General features: G+C 44.4%; 17 protein-coding genes. All 17 read left to right on the top strand.

Translation table 11 applies throughout. From position 1 onward, the window contains the following. Positions 1-13 precede the first annotated feature (13 nt). The 17 genes from RAK07_RS12190 (at position 14) to RAK07_RS12110 (ending at position 19,710) form a co-directional block, all read left to right on the top strand. A complete protein-coding gene (locus RAK07_RS12190; RefSeq protein ID WP_305733106.1) occupies positions 14-1,318 on the top strand; it encodes a nucleotide sugar dehydrogenase in 1,305 nt (434 codons plus the stop codon). Positions 1,319-1,321: 3 nt separating this feature from the next. Continuing rightward, positions 1,322-2,425, top strand: coding sequence for a DegT/DnrJ/EryC1/StrS family aminotransferase (locus tag RAK07_RS12185; protein WP_305733105.1), 1,104 nt, complete (start codon positions 1,322-1,324; stop codon positions 2,423-2,425). Positions 2,426-2,451: 26 nt separating this feature from the next. Further along, the gene (locus RAK07_RS12180; RefSeq protein WP_305733104.1) at positions 2,452-3,675 is read left to right on the top strand and encodes a hypothetical protein; all 1,224 of its coding nucleotides are present in this window, start codon (positions 2,452-2,454) and stop codon (positions 3,673-3,675) included. 9 nt (positions 3,676-3,684) lie between these two features. After that, a complete protein-coding gene (locus RAK07_RS12175; RefSeq protein WP_305733103.1) occupies positions 3,685-5,187 on the top strand; it encodes a lipopolysaccharide biosynthesis protein in 1,503 nt (500 codons plus the stop codon). 63 nt (positions 5,188-5,250) lie between these two features. Beyond that, positions 5,251-6,585: an O-antigen polysaccharide polymerase Wzy gene (gene wzy / locus RAK07_RS12170; protein ID WP_305733102.1), complete on the top strand. Its 1,335-nt coding sequence runs from the start codon at positions 5,251-5,253 to the stop codon at positions 6,583-6,585. A 50-nt stretch (positions 6,586-6,635) separates the two neighbouring features. Then, positions 6,636-7,355, top strand: a complete 720-nt coding sequence (locus RAK07_RS12165; RefSeq protein WP_305733101.1) for a nucleotidyltransferase family protein — start codon at positions 6,636-6,638, stop codon at positions 7,353-7,355. Further along, on the top strand, positions 7,355-8,302 hold the full coding sequence (locus RAK07_RS12160; RefSeq protein WP_305733100.1) for an NAD-dependent epimerase/dehydratase family protein: 948 nt from the start codon (positions 7,355-7,357) through the stop codon (positions 8,300-8,302). The genes RAK07_RS12165 and RAK07_RS12160 overlap by 1 nt, the downstream gene beginning before the upstream one ends. Positions 8,303-8,307: 5 nt before the next feature. Next, positions 8,308-9,417, top strand: a complete 1,110-nt coding sequence (locus RAK07_RS12155) for a glycosyltransferase family 4 protein (protein WP_305733099.1) — start codon at positions 8,308-8,310, stop codon at positions 9,415-9,417. Beyond that, complete coding sequence (locus tag RAK07_RS12150) at positions 9,398-10,645, top strand: polysaccharide biosynthesis protein (RefSeq protein ID WP_305733098.1); 1,248 nt, start codon at positions 9,398-9,400, stop codon at positions 10,643-10,645. The genes RAK07_RS12155 and RAK07_RS12150 overlap by 20 nt, the downstream gene beginning before the upstream one ends. Positions 10,646-10,699: 54 nt before the next feature. Further along, positions 10,700-12,511: a hypothetical protein gene (locus RAK07_RS12145; RefSeq protein ID WP_305733097.1), complete on the top strand. Its 1,812-nt coding sequence runs from the start codon at positions 10,700-10,702 to the stop codon at positions 12,509-12,511. Positions 12,512-12,579: 68 nt separating this feature from the next. After that, positions 12,580-14,025, top strand: a complete 1,446-nt coding sequence (locus tag RAK07_RS12140; protein ID WP_305733096.1) for a hypothetical protein — start codon at positions 12,580-12,582, stop codon at positions 14,023-14,025. A 58-nt stretch (positions 14,026-14,083) separates the two neighbouring features. Further along, complete coding sequence (locus RAK07_RS12135) at positions 14,084-15,313, top strand: glycosyltransferase family 4 protein (RefSeq protein WP_305733095.1); 1,230 nt, start codon at positions 14,084-14,086, stop codon at positions 15,311-15,313. After that, the gene (locus tag RAK07_RS12130; protein WP_305733094.1) at positions 15,304-16,146 is read left to right on the top strand and encodes a class I SAM-dependent methyltransferase; all 843 of its coding nucleotides are present in this window, start codon (positions 15,304-15,306) and stop codon (positions 16,144-16,146) included. Before RAK07_RS12135 ends, RAK07_RS12130 begins: the two co-directional genes overlap by 10 nt. After that, positions 16,143-16,811: a sugar transferase gene (locus tag RAK07_RS12125; RefSeq protein WP_305733093.1), complete on the top strand. Its 669-nt coding sequence runs from the start codon at positions 16,143-16,145 to the stop codon at positions 16,809-16,811. The genes RAK07_RS12130 and RAK07_RS12125 overlap by 4 nt, the downstream gene beginning before the upstream one ends. Continuing rightward, positions 16,808-17,776, top strand: coding sequence for an aldo/keto reductase (locus tag RAK07_RS12120; RefSeq protein ID WP_305733092.1), 969 nt, complete (start codon positions 16,808-16,810; stop codon positions 17,774-17,776). Before RAK07_RS12125 ends, RAK07_RS12120 begins: the two co-directional genes overlap by 4 nt. Continuing rightward, positions 17,760-18,740: a thiamine pyrophosphate-dependent dehydrogenase E1 component subunit alpha gene (locus tag RAK07_RS12115; RefSeq protein ID WP_305733091.1), complete on the top strand. Its 981-nt coding sequence runs from the start codon at positions 17,760-17,762 to the stop codon at positions 18,738-18,740. The genes RAK07_RS12120 and RAK07_RS12115 overlap by 17 nt, the downstream gene beginning before the upstream one ends. Next, positions 18,724-19,710: an alpha-ketoacid dehydrogenase subunit beta gene (locus RAK07_RS12110; RefSeq protein WP_305733090.1), complete on the top strand. Its 987-nt coding sequence runs from the start codon at positions 18,724-18,726 to the stop codon at positions 19,708-19,710. The genes RAK07_RS12115 and RAK07_RS12110 overlap by 17 nt, the downstream gene beginning before the upstream one ends. Positions 19,711-19,722 lie beyond the last annotated feature (12 nt).

Below are 19,722 nucleotides of genomic sequence, written 5' to 3'. Positions count from 1 at the left end.
AGGATAGAAGCGGATGCACATCACACTGGTTGATAAGCTTATCAAGAAGCAGGCTGTTGTCGGTATTGTCGGCCTCGGGTATGTTGGGCTGCCGCTCATGCTGCGCTATGCCGAGGTCGGTTATAAGGTACTTGGCTTTGATATCGACGCAGAGAAGACAAATAGCCTAAGCCGGGGAGAAAGCTACATCGAGCATATTCCGGCAGAGGCAATTGGGAAGGCACTCGGTAAGGGCTTTGAGGCTACAACCGATTTTTCCCGCAGTGCCGAGGCCGATGCCCTGATAATTTGTGTTCCCACTCCCCTGAACAAATACCGGGAGCCGGACCTGAGCTTTGTTATCGACACTACCGAGGCACTGGTCCCACATTTGCGTGCCGGCCAGATTGTTTCGCTGGAAAGCACTACCTACCCCGGCACCACTGACGAAGAGCTGAGACCACGCATTGAGTCCACCGGTCTTGTAGTGGGGCGCGATATCTTTCTTGTCTATTCGCCGGAGCGGGAGGATCCGGGTAATCCCGATTTCCACACCCGTACAATACCCAAAGTTTGCGGCGGAGCCACCGAACAGTGCCAGCAGGCAGGACTTGCCCTTTACGGTCAGGTGATAGACACGGTTGTGCCGGTCAGCAGCACCCGTGTTGCCGAGATGACCAAGCTGCTAGAAAATATCCATCGTGCCGTCAATATCGGCCTTGTCAATGAAATGAAGATCGTTGCCGACAGAATGGGGATTGATATTCATGAGGTGATCCGCGCGGCTGCCACCAAGCCGTTCGGTTTTACCCCCTACTATCCAGGTCCCGGCCTGGGAGGACATTGCATTCCGATTGATCCGTTCTACCTGACCTGGAAAGCGCGTGAATACGGCCTGCACACCCGCTTCATCGAGTTAGCCGGTGAGGTCAACAGCAGCATGCCGGAATGGGTGATCAGTAAAGTCACCGATGGACTTAACAGCCACTGCAAGTCAATTAAGGACAGCAGGATACTTGTACTGGGGATTGCCTACAAAAAGAATGTCGATGACATGCGAGAATCTCCGTCGGTTGCCATTATGGAGATGTTACGGGACAAGGGGGCCATCATATCCTATTCTGATCCTCACGTACCGGTTTTTCCGAAAATGCGCGAGCATCACTTCGATCTCAGCAGCGTTGCGATTACTGCCGACTCGTTGCGGGGGTACGACTGTGTAATCATTGCCACCAACCATGACCGCTTTGACTATGAGCTGCTCCGGAAACACGCAGTGCTGATCATCGACACGCGTGGGGTTTACGGCGCTCCGGCACCGAACATCATAAAGGCTTGAGTCATGCAGACCATTCCATTTATCGATCTGGCAACGCAACAACAGAGAATCAGAGCTAATCTTGATCGTCGCATGCAGGCCGTGCTCGGGCATGGGCAATACATCATGGGGCCGGAGGTTGGTGAGCTTGAGGAAAAGCTCGCGGACTACTGTGGTGTACACCACGCCATTGGCGTTTCAAGTGGAACCGATGCCCTGTTGATCGCCATGATAGCGCTTGAAATTGGTCCCGGTGATGAAGTCATTACCTCCCCCTTCACCTTTATTGCCACCGGCGAAATGATAGCCCTGCTGGGGGCTACTCCTGTTTTTGTCGATATTGATCCTGGAACCTACAACCTTGACCCGCTACGTCTGGAGGCGGCCATCACGGTCAGAACTAAGGCAATCATGCCGGTGAGTCTCTACGGTCAGTGCGCCGACTTTGACGCCATCAATGCAATTGCAGACAAATACAACCTGCCGGTTGTCGAGGATGCCTGTCAGAGCTTCGGCGCCACCTACCGGGGGCGCAAATCCTGTGCCCTTTCAACCATCGGATGTACCAGCTTCTTCCCCTCAAAACCGCTCGGCTGTTACGGTGATGGCGGCGCTTGTTTCACCAATGACGACGCCTTGGCGAAAAAAATGCGGCAGATCATGAGCCATGGACAGGACCGTCGCTATCACCACCCGATACTGGGGATAAACGGTCGCCTTGATACCCTGCAGGCAGCTGTTCTGCTTGCAAAGCTGGAGATTTTCGGTGACGAAGTAGCCGCACGTGAGCGAATTGGAACACGGTACTCCGAACTACTTTCGGGGGTAGGGGTTACGCCATATATTGCACCAGGTAGCAGTTCTGTCTATGCCCAGTATACTATTCAGGTTAAAGGGCGGGATGAGGTGATTAAAAAACTTCAGGAGAAAGGCATTCCAACGGCGGTCCATTATCCTGTTCCGCTGCATATGCAGCCGGTTTTTGCAAGTTTGGGGCATGTGGAAGGGAGTTTCCCTGTTGCAGAGGCTGCAGCAAAGGGCGTTATGAGTCTGCCGATGCATCCATATCTAACTGAGGCTAATATTTTATCAGTAACAAAAGCTTTGCGAAGCTCTTTGTTTATATGAAATATAAACTTAATCGAATCATAACTATGAATAATAAGCTTGCAAATATAAGGTGTAAAATTATTATTTGCGCCTTAGTAATTCTGATTATTAGTTTATATCTGGCTGTAAATATCAATAAAAGCGATTCAGTTTACAATGTTGACAATAATGTTAGCATGAATTCAACAATTATAGATACTAGTCGTTACTGGAATAGTATTCATTTGTATGAGAAATTCATTGTGTCACTCGAAAATAATAAATACGGATACGAGTATAACGAAGGATATCCTTTGTATCTTGGTACTATTGCATCTATGTATCTTGAGTTATACAGAAAATACAGAACTGATTATTACAGAAACAAGCTTGAAAGGGTCTTAAGATATATTATTCAGGTTAAGAATGCTGACTGGACATGGAATATGTCAAGTTTTGCTGGAACTAATTCACTGTACAACTCATTTTTTGGAAAAATTTTTTTGGATGTCTATCGCGAGACAAACAACAAAATATACTTAGATTATGCAGAAAAAACTATAAAGTCACTGGACAAATTTTATGTAAAGCAAAGACTTGTCACCAAAACCAATAATGGCGAGTATGAAACGTATAATCCTAATTTTTTTGCATTTACAACCATTGCCTATTATTGTGATTTGACCAGTGAGTGTCCAGAAAATCTATATAATATGGCTGTAAATTTGTTTAAGCACAGCTTGAGGGGTTATCATGGTTCTTCAGGATTGTGGGATTACGACTCTTTGTCTAATACAAAATATAGAAAGTACCTAAAAAAATTGCCGCATCAGCTTTTTTACAACAGTCATGACGCTTTCTATAGCATGATTTTGCTGTCCAGTTTTTTAGAGAACAAAAAGAGTATAAAAAAAATATTTCCAGATTTGTATGATATTTTTTATTCTGAAATACCGAAAATTTCAAATGGGGTAAAAAAATACATGCTAACAGATATTGCAACCTTTAACTATGATTCTGAAGCCCCACGATGCGTAGAGTGTTGTGCGGATACTGCGCTAGCTTTTTATCTGATAGACAAAGAATTTGGAACGAATAACAACCCTATAATATCCAATGCGCTTGCTGTAATTATAAAAAATCAAGATAATAGTGGTGTTTACTACAAGTCTGATGGGGAAAATGGAGTGCTGCTGTGGTACTCGGACAACATTGCTGATAAGCTTCCAAGGCTTTTGAATGAAATGGAAACTTCAAGGTGCTCGAGGTGTCACGACAACCGACCCTAAGGACAAAATTTGAGCTCTCTTAGATCAAATATAGTTGCCAATTACGCTGGCAAAATTTGGGCAGCGATTATTAATATTGCTTTTGTGCCGCTTTATATAAAATATATAGGAATTGAAGCCTATGGTGTGATCGGAGCCTTTGCCGCTATACAGCCGCTAATGACAATACTCGATATGGGACTGAGCCCATCAATCAATCGTGAAATGGCGTGCTTTACAGCTGTCACGGGCAAAGAGCAGCAAATTCGTGATATGGTCAGAACATTAGAAATTGTTTACTGGGCGGTTGCTATAGTGCTTTGCATAGGAGTGCTTCTTTTATCTCCTATAATAGTCAGCAAGTGGTTCCATTCAGCGTCATTACCGGTTGAGACGATAAATTATGCAGTAGTGATTATGGGGTTATCGATCGTACTGCAATGGCCAGTAGGCTTTTATACTGGCGCACTTATGGGATTACAAAAACAAGTACTTTTTAATGTTCTCAATACACTAATCTGGACAATGCGAGGGGCTGGCTCTGTAATAGCAGTTATCGTTTCGCATGATCCTATTAGAGCTTTTTTTAATTGGCAATTATTCATGAGTGTTGCAAATGTGGGTACTATCGCCGTGGCCCTATGGTGTGTTTTGCCAGGAAATTGGCGATGCGCGCCAAAATTCAAGCCAAGTACTCTGATTTCTGTGTGGCGCTTTGCTGCTGGCATGAGTGCTGTTTCTATTTTAATTATCCTGTTTAATCAGCTCGACAAAATAGTCCTCAGCAAACAACTGTCTCTTGCTGATTTTGGTTATTACAGTCTGGTATGGCAAGTAGTAGGAAGCTTGTTTATGCTATATTATCCAATTTATTCGGCATTTTTGCCGTTGATGACACAGTTAGTGGCCCAAAAAGATTTAGATGCTTTTAAAGTCGTTTACCACAAAGCAAATCAGTTTATGTCTATAGCTGTTATCCCTGTATCAGTAATTATAATTCTATTTTCTAATGAAATACTGTTATTGTGGACAAATAACCCATTAACATCTGAACGCTGTTCGCCATTATTGTCAATATTGTTAATTGGGGCAGCATTTAATGGTATGTTATGTATGCAGTATGCAGTAAGTCAAGCATTTGGTAAAACCAAACATCTAGTGTATGTTTATTTTTTTTCCGTGCTTGTATATGCACCGACCATGCTTATAATAGCAAAGCACTACGGAATGCTGGGTGCTTCTATCGCATATACATTTATTAGCTTAATTCAGGATTACATTATTGTGAGAGTAACTCACTCATATTTCATTCCTTTTGAGCACAATAAGTGGTTAACTCGTGATTTTGGACTCCCGCTACTTATTTCATTAGTTGTTGGAGGTTTTGCTAAATATGTTATAAGTTGGGAAATATATGGTTTTAGCGGGGCTGTTACCATTTTTGCTTGCTATGTAGTGACCTTGCTTGCTGCATCGGCCGTTACACCATCCACTAAAATGCTAATCAAAAAGTATACTAGAGGCTATGCTTAAAATTCATGATTCTTTGATTTGTGCACATGCTGATTAAAACGGCTTTCAATTAGGTTTAAATGTATGCTTTTTAACTTCGTTTTAATAGTTTTTATTGTTCTGGTAATAGTTACGGTCTTTGTTGAGTTTCGGCGGATGCGGCGTATCACCTTGTGTTCTATGCTGTCATTTGGAAATGTCTTATATAATGCATTGACTCCAGCTCTGTGCTTTTATGAGCCTCAAGTTGTTTGGGCATTTGAATTGTATGTTAACGACGCAGGTTTGGAAATTAATGAGTTAGGGCTAGTAAGGTCTATGCTAGCGGCCTGTGTTTTTCAGTTAGGAATTCTAATTGTAGCCTGTCTTGGTAAGAAAAAAAATATTGAAAAATCTATTAGCAGTAATAGTAAGCACATCTATAGAGCTGCCACTGTTGTTGGTATGTTTTTGTTGTTACTAGGCGTCGCTGGCGTTATGTGGATTGGTTTAAAATACAATGGTCAGTTAATGGGTCTTTACAAGATTACCTACTTTGAGCGGAGCGCACTGGCGCTAAACAACCCTGCTCAAGCCTTCTTAATGAATCTTGGTATTTATGGTGCGGCACAGTTGATCGTAGTTTTTCTATTGACTGATCGGCCTAAGTGGGCTGTTTCAGTGCTTTTAATGATGACGTTGCATGCTGTTGGTATGAAATCAAAATTCCCTGTCTTCTGGGTATTGTTGGTTTTTAGTGGAGTAGTTGTGTTTGAAAAGAAAAGCATCATTCGAATGTTAGTGCCTATTGGATTCACTGCGCTTATACTTTCATCCATGAGTTTTTTGCGAGGCGTGCAGAATATTTCGGAACTGCCTCTGTATATAGCTACTTACTGGGAAGAGATCGGTGAAGTAGTATCTAATCCTTGGGGAAACGATATTCCTGGACCATCTGCCATGACATACTATGTCTTAAACACTCAGCCTGATTTCACAATAGCTCCTATTTGGGATACCATAAAGATAATGATTCCAAGTTCTTTGGTTGATCGCGGGATGTTGTTGCCAGAGATATATGCAGAAAAAATGATTGGCTCGGGATATGCTAAAGGTCTCGGCTTTGGGTGGCCTTTGATCTGCGATGGTTTTCTGTTGTTTGGATGGATTGGTATAGGATTGTTCTCTGGTATAGTTTCTTTATTGGCTCGGTTTGTAGAAACTGGACATTCAAGAATGACTGAAACTTCAAAAATCTTGCTGAAAATTATTTGTTTTTCGTTAACTCCATTTGCACTGTATAGTATTAGGGAGTCGATGGGGGGGCTAATCAAAGCATTGGTGGTTATGTCAGTATTAGTCTGGCTACCTACTTGGCTTTTTGCTAATAGATTACCATTAATTATGAGACGTATTACAAATAATGCAGAATTGAAATAGTCCTCCATAAACTTGATTCAAAATATTCCAGTTTTGAAAGGGTGAATTTTATGATGGCAATAATTCTAGCGGGTGGCTTAGGAACAAGGCTTAAGCCGTTCACGGTAACTATTCCTAAGCCGCTACTGCCATTGGGTAATGTGCCTATTTTAGAAGTAGTTGTGCAGCAGTTGTCTGCTGCTGGTGTGAAGCGTATTGTCCTTACTTTAGGGCACATGGCGCCGTTTTTTACCGCTTTCTTAGATTCTTGGGCACCTGAGAACGTTAAAATAGAGTACTGCATAGAAAAGTCACCGCTTGGAACAGCTGGATCATTGGCTTTGATACAAGATTTGGAAGATGATTTTATTGTAATGAACGGTGATATTCTAACCACACTTGATTTTGGGGATCTTTTTTCAGTACATATGGAAAAAAATGCTTGGGGAACTATTGCTCTTAGTCGTCGAGACGTAAATATCGATTATGGTGTAGTGGAATCAACAGAAGATAATTTGTTGAAGAGCTATATAGAGAAGCCTTCAATGCCTTATTACGTAAGCATGGGTATAAATGTCCTCACACGCCGTTGTCTGGAATATATACCTGCTGGTCAAAAATTTGATATGCCACAACTCATGTCTGCAATGAAGGATGCCGGTAGATCTGTTGTCTGCTATAAAACTGATTGTTACTGGCAAGATATTGGTCGTTTCGATGATTACCAGCAGGCAAGTGAGGATTTTGATAAAGCGCCAGAGCGGTTCATGCCGCAGAGTAAAGGCGCATAATGCAAAAGGTAATAATAACCGGTGCCGCTGGTTTTTGCGCCCGCCATTTAGTATCAAGGCTGCGCAGGACAGAATCAGTTTTTATCTATGGCACAGATATTGGCAAGGCAAAGCCTGACAATATGTCACTCGACAGTTATTGTCAGGTGGATATAACTGACCCCGAACAAGTTAAAGAATTGATTCGACAATTTCGTCCTGACTGGATTTTTCACTTAGCAGGATTGGTTGGGAATGCCAATGACGCTGATATTTATCGTGTAAATGTTTCAGGAACGATCAATCTATTAGATGCGTATTGTCGTTTCGCTCCTGAGGCTAGCCTGCTGTTAGTTGGCTCTGCAGCTGAATATGGATCTGTAACTTCAGATTTACTGCCTGTAACTGAAGAACTTGTCTGCAAACCGGTGGGCGCATATGGGATCAGTAAATACGCTGTAACAATGGCGGGGCTCGACCTTGCGAGCCGACACAACAAAAAGATAGTAATTGCTAGACCATTTAATATTATAGGCCCAGGAATTTCATCAAATTTAGTACTCGGTGCGATTTTAAATAGAATCAAACTGGCGCTTACAAGCCAAGTTGCTCCTGTTGTTAAAATTGGAAATGTTGCGAGTGCTCGTGATTTCATCGCGGTGGAAGATGTTGTAGATGCTTATGTCCGAATGATCAAAGGAAATTTCTGGGGAAAAATATTTAATATTTGTTCTGGACAGCCTTACACAATTCAGTCCTTAATTGACAAGCTTGTGAACATTTCAACACGGCAGATAGCTTTCGAAATAGATCCTGGACTTTACAGATCAACAGATCCTCCCATATTTTACGGAAGTTGTGAAAAAGCGCGTCTGGCTTTTAACTTTAACCCCAATGTAAGTATAGAGTCTGCTCTTGCTTCTGCTTGGAACTATGTTATTAAAGAGGTTGAAAATTGCGAATTGTAGTTTTGATGGCAATTTCCAGCCCTTGGTCTAGGGCAGCTGTGCTGCAATTGATTGCACTTGGCCAGACTGTTCACGTGGTCGATTTTTTACCTAAAGAGTCGGCTGAAGGCGAATATCTCAGTGTTAGCGACGAATTTCAAAAAGAGTCGATTCGAACATTTAGACAACAGATATCGGGGCTGCACCTGATTAACGTTGTTGGGAGTTCGAGCATCAAGTACATAGCTGCCGTGCCTGCTTTCAGGAGTATTTTACGCTCAGTGACCCCAGACATAGTATTAACGTTGTATGGCGGGGGGTTTGCGGCCCTGGCATACCTTTCTCTTTTCCGTCCGTATTGCGTCTTCGTTGTCGGTAGCGATGTACTTCTAGCGTCTGGGTTGAGGAAGAGGTTAGCAAGGCTTTCCCTAAACAGTGCGAGTTGTGTCTTTGCGAATGGTCGATACCTTGCTGAAAAAGCGCAGAAGCTGTCAGATAAGGTAAAAGTAAAGCCACTTCTCTTGGGTTTGGATATCCTCAAGTGGAATCAGAGCCCACAGACACTAGGGACTATTCGCGTGGTTTGCTCACGTGGATTCTTGCCAGTTTACAACAATGAGTATATCGTTCATGCTTTGGCCTTAATGCCCAAGGAGCTTCCAGACTTTGAGGTTGTATTTGTGTCGAATGGGCCACAGCTTGGCCAGGTAATTGCCTTGGCAGACAGCATGTTGCCTGAGAGAATTCGAGAAAAGATTCATTTTTTGGGCGGCGTTGATGATGATACTTTGGTAAACATTCTCGAAAATTCGCATGTCTATGTGTCAGTATCTCGATCAGATGGAACTTCGATCTCTTTGCTTGAAGCACTTAGCTGCGGACTTTATCCAGTTTTATCGGATATTCCACAGAACCGTGAGTGGATCAACGCTGATCTGAAAAATGGTTCTTTGGTGTCACTCGATAAGCCAGAGATGCTTGCAGAAGCTCTAAGTGTGGCGATTAGGGACGCTAACACTCGAAAACGTGCTGCGATGATTAACCGCCAATCGATAGAAAAATTAGCTGACAGCCGTAAAAATATAGCTTTGTTGTTGGCTGAAATGGAGAATATACATGCAAGTAGACTGTCTTAAAGAAAGCCTTTCAATCGACCGATTATCGTCGTTAGTCACTGGAAGGGAGAAGGCGCAGTTTTCGAGCGATTTTGAAGCTCATAGAGATGTAATTGCTACAAATATAACAGGTAAACGTATTCTTGTAATCGGTGGAGCGGGAAGTATCGGTTCGGCAACTATTCGAGAGCTACTTCCTTTTTCTCCCGCTACACTACATGTAGTAGACCAGAACGAGAACAATCTTGCTGAGTTGGTTCGTGACTTGCGAAGTGGTGAGAAGTTGATGAGCATCCCCGATTTTCGTACCCTCCCGCTCGATTTTGGGTCTCCTATTATGGAAGCTTTTCTAAGAAACACAGAACAATATGATGTTATTATGAACTTTGCCGCCATTAAACACGTTAGGTCCGAAAAGGACGTCTTTTCGCTTTTGCAGATGTTGGACACAAATGTCGTCAAACAGGCCCGCTTTTTACGTTGGCTTTTCGAGACACATTCAGGCGCACGTTACTTCTGCGTTTCCACTGATAAGGCTGCTAATCCTGTGAACTTGATGGGAGCCAGCAAGCGGAGCTTGGAACATGTGCTCTTTTCCGGCGAGGTGTCACCCAGCTCATCACTCACCGTAACCTCGGCTCGCTTTGCCAATGTAGCCTTCTCGGACGGCAGCCTCCTTGACAGTTTTATCAAGCGTCTACAAAAGCATCAGCCACTTGCAGTTCCTAAGAACACAAAGCGTTACTTCATATCACTTAAGGAGGCTGGTCAAATTTGTCTTTTGGCCTCAGTGCGAGCTCCCGCTAAATCTATTCTTATCCCACGTTTTGACCCTAGTACTGATTTGTTGGATTTGGAACTTGTTGCTAAAGCAGTACTCAGGCAGTATGGTGTGGAGCCGCAGGTGTGCTTAGATGAAGAGGAAGCGCGGTTAAACCTTTCTGCTCTCTTGAATAAGGGGCAATACCCACTACTGGTGACCCCGTTGGATACTTCAGGTGAAAAACCGTACGAAGAATTTGTCGGTGACGGTGAAACTTCAGTGGAAGTGGGGATGACCAACTTGCTTGCAGTAGATTATCTTGCGGCCCCCAAAGGTGCCTGTACCATTTTTCTAAATAGGGTGGAAGCAATGCTTATGAAGCCTGACTCTGCTGTCGGAAAGCAGGACATTGTTAGGTGGTTGTCAGAGCTTATTCCGCAGTTGCAACATATTGAAACTGGTAAGAACCTTGATCAACGGATGTAAAGTATCAAACAACATAGTCTGTTGATGGCATAGGCCGAGATATGGAGCAAATGTATGTGCGGGATTTTTGGTGTAATTTCACAAGTACCTATAAATCGCAATGACTTTAAAGTACTTGCAACTCATTCTCAGCAAAGAGGCAAAGATTCTAGTGGCTTATTCTTGTATGATGGTAAAAGCTACCACGCCTATCGTGCTGACTTTCCAGTAACAAGTCTGTTGAGGGAAGTTAGGCCTTATTCCAGCAATATTGTTATGGGCCATAGTCGACTAATAACAAATGGATTGTCGGATAATCAGCCTGTTATACGAGATAATATATGTGTTTTGCATAACGGTATTATTGTTAACCATGAAGATATCTGGTCAGAAATCAACAAATCTAGAGAATTACAAATAGATACGGAAGTAATTGCCGCGGTCGCATCTGCGCACATCGACGCAGGCGGAGATGTTGATAAGCTGCCCTCAAGAATACTAGAATTGTGCCAAGGTGTTGTTGCATGTGCGCTAGTATTACCTAACAAAGGAACGTTATGTCTCTTTTCAAATAATGGTAGTCTGTATGTAGGAACTAAAGACCAAAGTACAATTTTTGCCTCTGAAAGTTATCCATTGACTCAAATTGGTTGTTCTGGCGTAAAGCAGGTTATGGATGCTATTTTTGTTAAAATACCGCAATCGAAACAACCAATAATTATTTATAATAAAGGTGGAAGAACTACTAACTTAATACCCCCATTGTCTATTTCAGTGTCTAACGAGAAACTGCTTCAATACCGTAAGCACGATTTGCGTCGCTGCACTAGATGTATCTTGCCTGCAACAATGCCATTTATCAGTTTCGATCATGAAGGGGTTTGTAATTATTGCAGAAATTATAAATTGCGAAACAGGCCTAGGCCAAAAGAAGAGCTTTTTGCGCTTGTTGAGCCATATCGTAGAAAGATAGGTACTGATTGTATTGTTCCTTTCTCTGGAGGCAGGGATAGCTGTTATGGTCTGCATTTGATAGTAAAAGAGCTGAAGATGAAGCCTGTTACCTATACATATGATTGGGGTATGGTAACCGATCTGGGCCGCCGTAATATTAGTCGAATGTGCGCAGAGCTTGGAGTCGAGAATATTATTGTTGCAGATGACATTACCAAGAAGCGCGAGTATATCAGGAAAAATCTTTGTGCATGGCTTAAGTCACCACATCTGGGGATGATAAGCATCCTTACGGCTGGAGATAAGCACTTCTTTAGGCATATCGAAACAATAAAGCAGCAGACCGGAATCAGCTTGAACTTGTGGGGAGTCAATCCGCTTGAAGTAACGCATTTTAAGGCTGGTTTTTTAGGTATTCCACCCGATTTTGAAGAAAAGCGCGTCTACAGTCATGGTGCGATGAAGCAACTACGATACCAGTACTTGCGCTTTAAGGCGATGTTGGAAAGTCCCGGTTATTTCAATGCTTCACTCTGGGATACGCTCTCAGGAGAATACTATCGCAGTTTCACAGAAAAATCAGATTATTATCACATATTTGATTATTGGCGCTGGGATGAGAAGCTAATTGAGGATACGCTCGACAAATATGATTGGGAGAGGGCGCCTGATACCAGGACAACCTGGCGTATTGGTGATGGAACAGCGGCTTTCTATAATTATATATACTATACAGTCGCTGGTTTTACTGAACACGATACTTTTAGAAGCAATCAGATCCGCGAGGGAGATTTGACTCGCGAAGAGGCTCTTGAGTTGGTTAGTGAAGAAAATACTCCCAGATATCCAAATATCAAATGGTATCTAGACGCCGTTGGTTTAGACTTCAAAGAAGTCATTTCTGTAGTAAATTCTATTCCATGTCTATATTAATAAATTAGGCCTAGCTGTGTCGGCTAAGAAAGAGGCATGTTATAATATATAGCCAGTTCAGACTTTTTTTGCTTTCTGTTGTTTCAATATTGATATTAAACTGTGTAAATTTAGATGCAGCTGATGGCTCTGAGCGTGTTGTCTTGTCTAGAAGTAATATAACAGATAGACAAATAGTAATAAATGTATTCTCACCTATAAAGCTATCAGAGTCTACAATAAGTGGAACTTTAATATCGGCATATTCGAAGTCAAATAAACTGCTATTTTCGGCAGGTTTCCCACTCACATGGAATACATTGTCTGCAAATGTATTGGGTGAAATCCATTTGTTTGTGCGTACTCCAAATATGGATGCTCCTTTCGTTGCTTTATCTAGAGTGATAGAAGGCGTCCATAGCGCGTATATCGTAAAAAGCACCAACAGAATATTTTTGCTAGATGAGGTTAATAGTAGTTATTATCAAATAGTGAAAACAGATCAGGGTGAATTCATCATCGATAGAGAGCCAGTTCGTGTTTACGATGAGGCTTTTAAGAATCTAGGCTACAAGTACGCAAAGGAAGGGATTGGCGCAAATGAGACAGTAGTTAGCGCATGTAAAATATCAAACCCGGTCCTGTGTGATAAAATTAATATTTCACCAGAGTCTGTTGTATTTGCGTTCGGTGGTAATGAAAGCAACACCGTCGCAATTACCAATAAGGGTGATGTCTTGTTTCATAGTAAAAACGGATGGTGCAGGGGTGAAATGTTTGAAGGTGGATACAAGTGTAATAAAAATGCTACTAATTTTATTGAGAGTAGGGGATGGCAGATTTATTCTTCAATAAAAACACATGAAGGTACCTTGTTGGGAGAATATCCAACTGGTAGATTCTGGAGGCTCGGTAATGGAACGTTGGTGCCGACACCCTTGAGTCCATACAGTAAAAATAAGCATAATAATCTTGAGCTTCAATCTGTTTCGCTTTTTTGTGGAGACTTATATGCAGGCTTTTGGCCACGTGGGGAGGTGTGGAAGAAGTCACTGGAAAGTCAAAACTGGGAAATTACACATAGGCTTTTTTCCCATCCAAAAATTTTAATAGATGGATTAATTCCATACCGACTTTCGATGCTTTTGTTTAAGGGGCTTAATTCATCAGCATTTTTAGGTCAGCGAGTAACTTCAATGGCAAATCATCAGAATTCACTTTTTCTTGTGTCTGGAAATTACGGAAGATGGGATAAAAATGTTTCAGACCCGTGGTTCTTAACAAAAAAACAGATAAATGAATATGGTCTTGTTCATTATAAAACTGATTCTAATTGTTTGACGACATATATAAGTGATAAATTGAACTTTAAAATAGTTTTGTCATCAGAGAGTGTCAGTGTGTTCGATAATGGTAAGAATATTGCTGAAACAAAACTACACGATTTCAACATAGGTGAGATAAGTCATTTTGAAATAGGTGATGGAGTGTTCGGAATCCTGAGCGATAAAAAAGTACAAATAAGGATTAATTAATAGGCTTTTGTAAAATTCGAATTTGCGGTTAATTAATTTAAAGGTTCATAATCCAATCATGAATATTTGGTATTTATCTGCGCATGATCAGCCGAAAGGGCAGTCCGCGCGTACCTACGAATTTTCTCTTGAACTGCTCAAACGCGGTCATCAAGTGACCATGTTCACTAACAGCTTCTGTCATTGGACCCACAAGGAGTTGCTTGGGCCTGGTGAAAAATGGCGTATCGAGTATTTTGACGGTATCCGAGTGGTATGGTTACGCACTATACACTACGATGGCAACGGGGTAAAGCGCGGTGCGAACATGTTATCTAATGTCTGGAGATCACTACAGGTGGCAAAGATTCTGCCCGACCAGCCGGACGTGGTAGTGGGGCCTAGCGTCCCCCTCGGTACAGGTTGGGCCGCTTTGCACATTGCCCATCAGAAGAAGGCTGCCTTTGTTTTCGAGGTGCGGGACGTCTGGCCTATTGCACTCGTCGATGACGGTGGGTTATCAAACAAGCATCCCGTGTATTTTGCTTTCCGTTTGCTCGAAAAATTGCTTTACCGGAAGGCCAACCGGATTTCAGCTACAATGCCGTTTGTCTTCGATCACGTTGCTGAAAGTGGCGGCGATCCGGACAAGGTTGAGTGGATTCCAAACGGGGTAAGCTTTGAGCGTTTTTCCAGCTATGCTGACTACGACGGAGGCAAAAGACGTCCGTTGGTGGCAATGTACATCGGCGGCTTTGGCAACGCACATGATGTAATCACCATCGTGAAGGCCGCAAAGATTCTACAGGAGCGGGGAGTCGACGATATATACTTTGTCATCATTGGTAGTGGGCCGAAGAAGCATGAATGTCTGAGGTTGGCCGAGGAATCGAGGCTTGCAAATGTCGAGTTTCGCGCACCGATCCCCAAAGCAGATATACCGAAGGTACAGATGGAGTCTGACATTTTGATCGCTGCGGTTCTCGATTCCCCGATCTATCGCTTCGGCCTTAATCTTAATAAGATGTTTGACTACTTTGCCTCTGGACGTCCGGTTGTCTTTTCTGGAAAGGCTCCTAACGATCCTGTTGCCGAAGCAGGTGCCGGCTACAGCATACCGCCGGAACAGCCTGAGGTGATGGCAGATGTCCTCATGAGGCTTGCGGCACTCTCACCGGAGGAGCGCTCTTTGATGGGACAACGTGGGAGTAATTACATCAAGGAGTTTGATATGCGTGTGCTTTCGGGACGTATGGAGTCGTTGTTATGGCAAGCCGTCCAGGATAAGGAGAAATCTAAATGCAGTTAGAGGAAAGAAAGCTGAAGGAAATAGAGCATTCTGATCGGCGTCGATCGATAGTCAAGGGGTACGAGTATCAAACCGATACAGCTGTAGATCAGCTTGAGGAGACATTTGTTGAGGGTAGCGAAGAGTATGACCAGCACTTTAGTAACATGAAATTTTATAGTATCACCAAGTCGAGTTTTGCTTATCGAGATGCGTTGCTTTATGAAAACATTCAAGGAGCTGTCGCCTTGGACTACTGTTGTGGCAACGGTGAGGTGGCTCTGGAAATGGCTAGGCGCGGTGCAAGGAAAGTGGTTGGTATTGACATAAGTGAAGTTGCTATTAAAAACGCTCAGGAGCTGGCGAAGCTCCAAGGGGTTGATGATATCTGTGAGTTTAAGGTAATGGATGCTGAACGTACTGAATTTGCTGATGGTACTTTTGACATCATTCACGAGTATGGGGCATTACATCATCTTGATTTGTCGGCGGCCTTTGCGGAGCTGGCCCGGATACTTAGGCCCGAAGGAAAGCTGGTCTGTACCGAGGCGTTACGCCATAATCCGCTGATACATTGGTACCGGAAGCGAACTCCACACTTAAGGACCCAATGGGAGGTCGAGCATATTCTTGGGATTCCTGAAATATATAGTGGTAAAAAGTTTTTCTCATCTTTAAACGTCCGTACCTTTCATCTAGCAGCACTTGCAGCTGTGCCACTCCGCAAGACCTTCTTTTTCAGCGTTCTGCTGGGTATGCTTAATCTTGTGGATCGCATGTTATTGTCAATGCCATTCATTCGTGACATGGCATGGGTTGCAGTGGTCGAGTATCGACGGCCTGTCACACGATGAGTGCACCAAGACAGGGCATAGCAAGTGAAGCTGTTTTTGTGGAGCATCCTTTAGGGGCTTTGCTATTTAAGCGCGTCATTGACGTGGTGGTATCAGCAGCTGTCTTGACGACAATATGGCCGGTGTTACTTGGAGCTGCGATTGCAATCAAGCTATCAAGTCCTGGCCCTATCCTGTACCGTGGAGTTAGATCCGGTCTCCATGGTAAGGAGTTCAGGATACTCAAATTCCGCACCATGGTAATCAATGCCGAGCAGCTGGGTGGGCCGACCACAGGTACAAACGACCCACGCGTTACACCTGTTGGCGCTTTGCTTCGAAAGACCAAGCTTGATGAACTCCCCCAGTTTTTTAACGTGTTGCTGGGCGATATGAGCTTGGTCGGTCCGCGGCCTGAGGTGCTCGAATATACGCGTTTATACGCAGGTGAGGAACGTCTTATTCTTAGTATGCGCCCAGGAATTACTGACTACGCCTCGATTGAGTTTGCTGATCTGGATGATCGGGTTGGCACTGTGGACCCGGACAGGTACTTCCGTGAGCATATTTTACCCCGCAAGAATGCCTTAAGGGTCAGATACGTGAAGGAGTGGTCCCTGAGATCAGACTTCATGCTCCTGTGGTCAACATTTTTACGGGTAGTGAAGAGGGTTTTTGTCCGATGAAGACGCTGGAAGCGATGCCATTAGTTGATGGCTACCAACCAGTTACACGTCTTGGTCTGGGATGTTGGGCAATCGGTGGGCATGGATGGGGAGTGGTACGTGATGAAGACTCTATTCGCGCGCTGAACTGCGCCTTGGAAAAAGGAATTACATTCTTTGATACTGCGGATGCATATGGTTTAGGGAAGTCGGAAGCGTTGCTTGCAAGTGTTCTAGGAAGAAAACGCCACGAAGTGGTTATCGCAACTAAAGGGGGCGTCAAGTGGGATGATTCCGGCAGAGTGTGGACTGATATATCTCCAGTCTCGCTCCAGCAATCTCTGGAAAACAGTTTGAGAAGGCTTCAACTTGATGTTATTCCTCTGTATTACATTCATAAGCCAGACAACGTAACGAGCATTCAGGATAGCGTGGCGGCTCTTGAGCGCTTTCGTGAAGCAGGAAAGATTGTATCCATTGGCGTTGCAAACTTCTCGCCTGAACAACTGCTTGAGGCTTTAGATGTCGCGCCGATAAAGGTAATACAGCTGCGATTTAATCTTTTTGAAAGGCACCTCCTTGAGCGTTATGAGAAAATATGTTCTAAGCATAAAGTGAAGCTGGTTGCCTGGGGAGTTCTCGCAGATGGGTTGTTAACAGGCAAGTTCGACAAGAATACGGTTTTTGGTCCTGATGATCATCGCAGCAGGATGCCGGACTTCATAGGCAGCCGTTTTAAAGAAAATCTTGAATGTGTTTCGAGCCTTGCTCAATTCGCTATTGAGCGTGGCATAACTCTCAACCAGCTTGCACTACGATGGGTGCTTGACGTAGCTGAATTTACCCTGCCATTATTTGGAGCGAAAACAGACTCGCAGATAGAGGAGAACGTACGTGCTTCTGGGTGGCAGCTTAGTGCGGATGACATTAGTATAATTAATGCAATTGTTGATACAGCTAGGAGGACTTATGGGTTATTCGCTTGAAATGTTGAAGGAGTTTTACAGGACGATGCTCCGTATCCGTCTTGCCGAAGAAGGGTTTGTCGCACCCATTCTTGATGGTACCATCAAGTGTCCGGTACATCTCTGTTCCGGCGAAGAAGCAATTGCCACAGGAGTCTGTTCGGCATTGCAAAAAGAGGATTATGTCTTTGGTAACCACCGCTCCCATGGGCATTATCTTGCTAAGGGAGGCGACCTGAAAGCAATGGTTGCCGAGGTATATTGTCGTGAAACCGGCTGTTCTCGCGGGCGCGGAGGGTCAATGCACCTGATTGACCCTGATGTCGGAATGCTTGGTTCTGCTCCAATCGTTGCCGGGACAATATCCCTTGCCTTGGGCGCCGCCTTGGCCGCTTCGATCCGTGACGATGGACGGGTAGCGGTGAGTTTTTTCGGTGACGGTGCAACCGGCGAGGGAGTTTTGTGTGAGTCCCTTAATTTTGCGGCTTTGAAAAAGCTCCCGATCATCTTTGTCTGTGAAAATAATCTCTATTCGACGCATTTACCGATTGATGAAATTCGGGTAAATCGTCAAATTTACCAGCTGGGAAAGCCGTTTGGTGAAAAGTGTTACCGTGTGGATGGCAATGACGTGATCAAGGTGTACGAAAAGGCGCAGCATGCCGTGGAGCTGTGTCGGAACGGCGAAGGCCCTGTGCTGCTCGAATGCATGACCTATCGTCAGCGCGGCCATGTGGGGCCGGATGACAATGTGCAGGGTACTCACACTGACATTCGTCCGCCAGCGGAACTGGCGCGCTGGATGAAAAAAGATCCGATTAAGAAGCTTGAAAAATATTTACGGAATGAAATGTCGACTTCGGTACAAGAGCTTGAGAAGCTCAAAAAGAGCGTTGAGCGTGAGGTCGCGGAAGCTTTTGATGCTGCGCGTGCCAGTGCGTTTCCTGATCCGATGGAGGTTGCTCGCTATGTCTATGCCGACTAGATTGCTTTCCTACAGCCTGGCTATCAACGAGGCATTCCACCAGACCATGGAGCTCGATAGTTCCGTAATGCTGATCGGCCAGGGGGTGAAAAGTCCTTGGTACGTAGGTAACACAGCGCAAGGCCTTATAGCCCGTTTTGGCGAGGCGCGAGTAATTGATACACCCGTTTCGGAAAATGCGATGACCGGTGCCGCCGTCGGCGCGGCACTTGCTGGGATGCGACCGGTGGTGGTGCATCCGCGCATGGACTTCATGTTGTATGCCTTTGACCCTATTATTAATGAAGCGGCCAACTGGTATTACATGAATGGCGGAAAGCTCCCGGTTCCGGTGGTGATCTGGGGGGTCGTGAATCGTGGTGGCGAGCAGGGGGCCCAGCATTCCCAGACGCTGCATGCCATGTTCGCCCATGTGCCGGGATTGAAGGTGGTAATGCCGGCCACAGCATACGATGCCAAGGGGCTTATGGTTGCAGCGATACAGGACAATAATCCTGTGGTCTTTATTGACGATCGTTGGCTGTATGGCACACAGGAACATGTACCGGAGGAGTTGTATTCAGTCCCAATTGGCCAGGGGGTTGTCCGCCGTAAAGGCAAAGATGTTACCATTGTTTCAATTTCATATATGGTTAAAGAGGCTCTGGAGGCGGCTTCTATTCTTGCCAGTGAGGGGATTGACGTAGAAGTGGTTGATCCGCGGACCATTAAGCCGCTTGATTCAGAGCTCATTCTGAATTCCGTTAAAAAGACCGGCAGGGCTGTTATTGCGGATGGGGGGTGGAAAGCGTTTGGGGCTGCTGCAGAGATAGCTGCGCTGATTGCTGAAAACTTGGTGTCTTCTCTCAAGTCCAACATTGTTCGGGTTACCTTGCCGGACGTTCCGGCCCCGGCAAGCAGAACTCTCGAGCAGGCGTATTATCCGAAAGCCTCGGAGATTGTTGAGGCAGTGAAGCTGGCTTTGAAGTAGGCTTGAACTGCT

Origin of the sequence: Trichlorobacter ammonificans (assembly GCF_933509905.1) — a bacterium.
Taxonomy (GTDB): Bacteria; Desulfobacterota; Desulfuromonadia; order Geobacterales; family Pseudopelobacteraceae; genus Trichlorobacter; species Trichlorobacter ammonificans.
Note: the sequence above shows the minus strand (reverse complement) of the source record. Positions and strands in the feature narration are given on the sequence as shown.